Annotated in this window: 5 protein-coding genes; 1 reads left to right on the top strand and 4 read right to left on the bottom strand. The window is 46.3% G+C overall.

From position 1 onward, the window contains the following. Positions 1–293: 293 nt before the first annotated feature. Positions 294–1529, bottom strand: a complete 1236-nt coding sequence (locus QUA16_RS35265; RefSeq protein ID WP_333109317.1) for a HetZ-related protein — start codon at positions 1527–1529, stop codon at positions 294–296. A gap of 109 nt (positions 1530–1638) precedes the next feature. Between QUA16_RS35265 and QUA16_RS35260 the strand changes: the two genes are divergently transcribed. After that, positions 1639–1857 (top strand): hypothetical protein, encoded by a 219-nt coding sequence (locus tag QUA16_RS35260; protein WP_333181744.1) that lies wholly within the window; start codon positions 1639–1641, stop codon positions 1855–1857. 192 nt (positions 1858–2049) lie between these two features. On the opposite strand, the gene dtd is transcribed toward QUA16_RS35260, so the two are convergent. From dtd to QUA16_RS35245, 3 genes are all read right to left on the bottom strand, one after another. After that, positions 2050–2505, bottom strand: a complete 456-nt coding sequence (gene dtd, locus QUA16_RS35255) for a D-aminoacyl-tRNA deacylase (RefSeq protein WP_333109321.1) — start codon at positions 2503–2505, stop codon at positions 2050–2052. 164 nt (positions 2506–2669) lie between these two features. Next, the gene (locus tag QUA16_RS35250; protein WP_333109322.1) at positions 2670–3806 is read right to left on the bottom strand and encodes a GTP-binding protein; all 1137 of its coding nucleotides are present in this window, start codon (positions 3804–3806) and stop codon (positions 2670–2672) included. A gap of 125 nt (positions 3807–3931) precedes the next feature. Next, positions 3932–5095 (bottom strand): glycosyltransferase, encoded by a 1164-nt coding sequence (locus QUA16_RS35245; RefSeq protein ID WP_333109323.1) that lies wholly within the window; start codon positions 5093–5095, stop codon positions 3932–3934. Positions 5096–6265: the final 1170 nt, after the last annotated feature.

The raw sequence follows: 6265 nt of genomic DNA, 5'->3' as shown, positions 1-6265 counted from the left end.
CTAATGACTAATGACTAATGACTAATGACTAATAACTAATGACTAATGACTAATGACTAATGACTAATGACTAATAAAAACAAATTCCCCGGCCTAACCAGGGAACGAAAGATATTAAAAAAAGTAATGTTGTTTTAATAAATTGAATTTGCCAAAAAGCGGCGATAATTTAGTTAGTAGCAGCCCTTGTTGAGTTGAGAGCGGACGCCGGGGCGGGCAGTCCAGTGTAGATGCCGCACCCGATCGCATTTTCCAGTCTCAAGAAAACAGTTGCATTCATATTTGAGTACCAATTAAGCTTGGCTGCTGTTGCGAGTCTGGCTAGCCAGCTCCAACACTTGCGCCCAGCGTTTTTGGACTTGTTTGGGAGTGCATTTGAGCGCGGTGGCGATCGCCTTGTCGCTTTCTTGATTCCGCTTCATTTCTAACAGTTGCTGCATTTCGGGCGCAAGTTGAGCGCGAAATGCTTCCCATTTGTCCGAAGTCATTCCCAGCTTTTGATCCACATCAGCACCCAGCCATTCGTGGACGAGTTTCCAATTTTGAGTGCGGGCAAATTTTTCGACGTGGTACTTGAAACGTTGTTGCAAGTAGTCGCGCTGGCGGGAAGACAAACCGAGCGCGCGGTCAATTTCCGAAGCCGAAAGGTCTTGCAATTTTAAAGTTAAGTAATTCACGCATTCTGGCTGATTTTGCGATTCCAGATAGGCGATCAATTCCGAGACTACTCGATCGCGCAGCACAGCATCAGCGGGATCGACAGTTTCCGATACCATTTGCTCGCGCACTTGTTGCAGCGCCGGAGAGCGGCTGTAAATTTCCGCATCTTCTCCCTTGCCCGATTCTACAGCCATTTCAATGTCGATCGCAGTTTCGGGAGGCTGGCCCTTGGCAAATCCTTGAGCGCGCAACACGATCAGGCGCTGGCGGTTGCGGCCCGGTAAGCCGATTTGGCGCTTGGCGTAGTGTTCGGTAAAAGCCATGTACTCAGCCAATTCTAGCTGCGTGCGGGGCTGGTAGGTGACATCGAGTTGGTGTTCGCGGCGGAAAGCTCGCAGAGATTCGATGTAAAAGCCTTGCAAAAAGTCTTCAATCATGTTGTAGCGAGCTTGGAAGTTCAAGTTCGATCGGAAAGAAGCAACATGGCGGTAAATCATAGCCGCGAGGTGAGAATGCAGTTCGACGCGGCCTTGTTTGGAACCGAGGCGGTAGTATTGCAGGGTTTTTTGCAACCGGTGCTCAGCCAAGGTGATTTGCCAAGCTTCAACTTCGCCGGAAATTTGGATGCGATCGCTCTTTTGGCAAATCCGTTCGACTTCCTTAGCAATCCGCATCGCCACTGCTTGAGCGCTGCGGCTGGCAGTTTTCATTTCGGCTTGCAATTCTTTGAGGGCGAAGTCAGCCAAAGCGAGGATATCGATGCTGGGAAGAGTATTGATTTCGGCGTTTGGTTCGCTGGAGGTAGCCGGAATGCAGTTGAAGCCAGAAGCGTTGTTGCAGTTGACGGTGGTGGCAGTTTTGACAGTCATGGCATTTATCGGGTGGTAGGGCACAGCGGGTGTGCGAGGACATTTCTCCGAGAGTGAGGTGGCAGTTGCTGGCGGTTTCGCTTGCTGTGCTGATTCAACTCTCTATACATTGAATGTTAGAGAAGTAAACATCATCGCAGTGATGCCAGTGTTCCACTCTCTCATGCAACAGTTTTTGGCTGCTGAATCTGATTCTAAGCGCTGGCTGTGGAAGATTGGTTTTATTGCGGTTAAAGCCTTACTCTACAAGCACTCTGAGCTGTTATTTGGGTGGGGCGATCGCGAGGAAAATGGAGGGTGCTGCCAGCCCGCTGAGTGGACAATCTAATAACTGGCTATTTGAGGGGGTTTTGGCCGTTAGAGATTGTGGAATCGAGACTTGGCAGAGTGTAGCTAACTGCAATGTCTTCAGAACCTACGCAACAGCAGTTAGGAAACCCGGTTAATCTGAAAATTTGATTTTCTCCAAGAAGGAAGAAGGAATAAGAAAGAAGCACAGAGAGCTTTGTTTGCCAACATTTCACCCTGATTCTCTCTCTAATACCAAAGTTACCGGCCCGTCATTATCTATAGAGACTTGCATCCTCGCTCCAAACAAGCCTGTTTCAACTTTTAAGCCGCTCTGGCGCAACTTTTCGACAAATTTATCATAAAAAATTTCGGCTCGTTCAGGAGCCGCTGCTCTGTCAAAGGAAGGCCGCCGACCTTTGCGGCAGTCCCCGTAGAGGGTAAACTGACTCACAACCAGCAACTCGCCGCCGATGTCTTGTACGGACTTGTCCCAGCGCCCGGTATCCGTGGCCGAGTCGGGAAACAAACGCAATTCCAGGCATTTGCGAGCCATCCAATCGAGTTCTGCTTCGGTGTCGGTGTCTGCAATACCTACAAGCAAGTTAAGTCCGCAGCCAATTTTGCCGACAATTCGATCGTCAATTTCGACTTGAGATGATTTTACTCGCTGGATGATGACTCGCATGGGAAATCGGTAATTGGTAATAGGTAATTACTCGTTACCAGGCTCTGGCCTGGTAACGCAGATCCAGAGGCTCTGCCTCCTATCTTCCTAAGTACCAGAGAGGCAGAGCCTCGCTTACATCGGTTCCCAGGCCAGAGCCTGGGAACCAGTAGAATATTTTACTGTTAGTTTTTCCCAAAACCTTTACCGCGACTGGTTGAAGGCATACAAAGACAGTTTTCGAGTTGCGATCGCAAAGTCTCGGTATCCAAACCCTGACCAATGAGAACAAGCTGGTTTTTGCGATCGCCTTTCCACTCGTCATCGTCCATCGAAAATCGCTTGCCGCTCAAGTGAAAAATATGCCGTTTGGGACTTTCTTCAAACCACATAATCCCTTTCGCGCGAAACACATTTGTTGGCAGTTGTTTGTCTAAGAAATATTGAAATTTTCTCAGAGAAAACGGCTTGTCGCTCTGGAAAGAAATTGAGGTAAATCCGTCATTTTCTAAATGGTCGGAGTGGTCGTGATGGCTGTGGTCGTGATGGCTGTGGTCGTGATGGTCGTGATGGTCGTGATGGCTGTGGTCGTGATGGTCATGATGGTCGTGATGTTCGTGATGGTCGTGATGGTCGTGACTGCTAGGAGTTTCTTCAGATTGGAAATATTTGTCCGATTCAAACAATCCGACGCTGAGGACTAGCGGCAGGGGAACTTGCGATTTTACTGTTCGCAGAATTCGAGCACCTTCTTTCACATCGCGAATCTTAACTTCCAACAAATCTAAATCTGCTTCCTCAACCAAATCTGTTTTGTTGAGGATAATTATATCGCCGTAAGCTATTTGACTGTAAGCTGCTTGAGAGTTGAACAAATCTAAGCTGTAGTTGGCTGCATCTACTACTGTAACTATCGAATCGAGACGAGTCAGGTCGCGCAGTTCTGTGCCTAAAAAAGTCATTGCTACTGGCAGCGGGTCGGCAAGTCCGGTTGTTTCGACTACCAGATAATCGAGATTTTCTTGACGTTCCAGAACTTTGTAAACTGCATTAACTAAATCTTCATTAATTGTGCAGCAGATGCAGCCGTTGTTCAGCTCAACCATGTTGTCGTCGGTGGTGACAATCAGTTCGTTGTCGATGCCGATTTCGCCAAATTCATTTACCAAAACTGCTGTTTTCAAACCCTGCTGATTGGTCAGGATGTGGTTGAGCAGGGTTGTTTTGCCGCTGCCGAGAAATCCTGTAATGATTGTAACGGGCAATCCGTGTTTGGGAGCGTCCATCGCCAGTTCTGTCTCGGACTGAGTTGTAGATTGCATAGCTTGAATGTCAAATAAGGTCTGAAGCTTAAACTTGTGGTTCTTATTGTATCTTATATGAATTCCGAACAGCGCGTTACCAGCGCTAATTATCGGAAGTTGCCAACAATTCGATCGCACCCTGTTCAATTTGGCGATCGAATTGTTGGCAAAAGTACCTCTAGGAGTTGGTCTGCAACGTGTTTCCAGGTAAACCCAGCCGCTACGAATTTGGGGCCTGCTTCGCGAGAGCGATCGCACAACTCCGGCTGTTCTATAATATTTTTCATTAAGGCGATCGAATGTTCTAAATCTGGCATCAGGCGAAATATCGGCCGATCGTTAGAAGTACCTTCCTGAAACGTACTTTCGACGTGCCAAGCAAAGTCTGGAGTTGTAAAATCATCCGTCGGGCCGCCTTTAGTGCAAATGAGCGGCAAGCCACAAGCGATTGCTTCTAGTGCGGGCAAATTGAATCCTTCTGCTAAATAAAGAGATACGTAGGCATCCGCTGCTTGATAAAGTTGAGCCATTTTTGCAAAAGGCAGTGTTTCTCCTATGTAAGCCATGCGCGGCAAAACTTTTTCTGCTTCGTCAAAGGTCAGTTCGTCTATGTTTTGAGCGATCAGAGAATCCGACTCATATATTGATTCTTCTCCTTTCAATACTAATCTGGCTTCGGGATAACTTTCAACTACAACGGCGAAAGCTTTTAACAATAAATCGATGCCTTTATTTGGAGATCCTGCACCGATATTCAAAAATACAAATCCGTCCCATCCTAGCTGTTTCCGCAAAGCTTCGCGTTCCGATTTTGTTAAAGGTTTGTAAATATTCGGATCGATGCCGCAGGGGATGACAATTGTGCGATCGGGATTCGCACCGCTGCGGAGAAATCCGGTTTTCGACCACTGGGAAGGCGTAATAATAATTATATCGGAGTTGCTGTGCCCTTCGCGGAGGGAAGCTGCGCCCGTTATTCTAAAGTTTTCGTTATGCAGAATTCCCCATTCTGTTGTGGCAAACAAGCACGTCCGTTTGGTATTTGAGGGTGCAAAATTGTAAGGTACTGAGATCCGTAAGGTAGCGTCTGCTTGTAGAGATGCCGAAGGGTGGGGAATATTTTTTATTGCTGCTTCAGCATTTGTATCTAACAAACCGGTTGCTGGCTGCCAATTTTCGTCTAGATAGGGGATATCTTTGTGGAAAAGTTCTAAATTGGGATATTTCAGCATTTCTAGTAGCTGAAATTGATTGGCGATCGCGTAGGAGTGCGGCAAAAAGCGCCAGCCTTCAACAATTATACGCATTTAGTTGTTAGTTGTTAGTTGTTGTTTTTTGTTTGTTACTACCGCTCGCCCCTCATCTATTACCCCTTACCAATGCCCGATTACCCGTTACCCGTTACCATTAATAGAAAGAGTTATATCATGTCCGGTCGATTACCCTTCATCAGGTAGGGGCGGGTTCACCAACAATATCTGCCAATAATTGACAATCTCAAAAACCCGCCCGGCCGGGATATTATGGTCAATCGCTCGGACATGATATTATTGGGTTACAAAATTATTGAGTTAAAAGTTGATAGGTCAATTTTATAGCTCGTGTTTTCGGGTAATATGACATCTAGCAACTGGTCTGCAAGCGTATTTCCCAGGAAAGTTTTTAGCTACCAAAGGGGGGTTGGCAAGTCTAGCTTGGGCTGTAAGTGCAGGTTGTGCGATAACTGTCTGCATCAACTGAGTCAAATGTTCCCATTCGCAAGCTAAAATAAAGAGTTTTTATTTGGCTATTTCTACAGCCATAAATTTACTTTCTACTTACTTTCTACGGGCAGTGCAAAGTCGGGGTGAGTGAAATCGTCTGTAATGCCCTCGGCTGTGGAAAATCTGGTTGTTTCGACTACTAGATAGTCGAGATTTTCTTGGCGTTATAAAACACTGTAAACTGGATTAATCAATACCGAGAAATCCTGTAATGATTGTAACGGGCAATCCGTGTTTGGGAGCTTCCATCGCCAGTTCTGTCTCGGACTGAGTTGTAGATTGCATAGCTTGACTATCAAATAATGTCGATCGCACTTTCTTTGTGGTTCTTATTGTATCTTAATTAGGACGAGGCCTCGTAAACCCAGTTTCTCGGAGAAATGTTGGGTTTGGTGGCATGGTATCTACGCATCAACCGGGAATCAGCCCAAAAGTGCAAAATAAGTGGGCGGCTAATTATCGGCAATTGCTAACGCGATCGCACTTTTTTATTTTTTTGATAATTTTTTTTCTGAGTACCTGTGGCAGTTAGCCTACAAGCTGTTTTCCTGGTAAATTCAGCAGCGAAAAATTTGGGACAGACTCAAGCCCAGTGCGATCGGCAAATTCCCGCTACTCTATAATAGTTTTAATTAGACCTCTTGCAAAAATAATTAGGACGGGCTCTTCGGCCCATCCCACAAGAAAAAATAACTCTTGTGGGATGGGCCGAAG

Source organism: Microcoleus sp. S13_C3 (genome assembly GCF_036700905.1).
Classification (GTDB): domain Bacteria; phylum Cyanobacteriota; class Cyanobacteriia; order Cyanobacteriales; family Microcoleaceae; genus Microcoleus.
This window is presented reverse-complemented; position numbering and strand designations above follow the sequence as displayed.

Bases quoted from the DNA above. Each gene is read 5' to 3' on its own strand.
- QUA16_RS35250 (WP_333109322.1), bottom strand. From the start codon at position 3,806: ATGCAATCTACAACTCAGTCCGAGACAGAACTGGCGATGGACGCTCCC.
- dtd (WP_333109321.1), bottom strand. From the start codon at position 2,505: ATGCGAGTCATCATCCAGCGAGTAAAATCATCTCAAGTCGAAATTGAC.
- QUA16_RS35265 (WP_333109317.1), bottom strand. From the start codon at position 1,529: ATGACTGTCAAAACTGCCACCACCGTCAACTGCAACAACGCTTCTGGC.
- QUA16_RS35245 (WP_333109323.1), bottom strand. From the start codon at position 5,095: ATGCGTATAATTGTTGAAGGCTGGCGCTTTTTGCCGCACTCCTACGCG.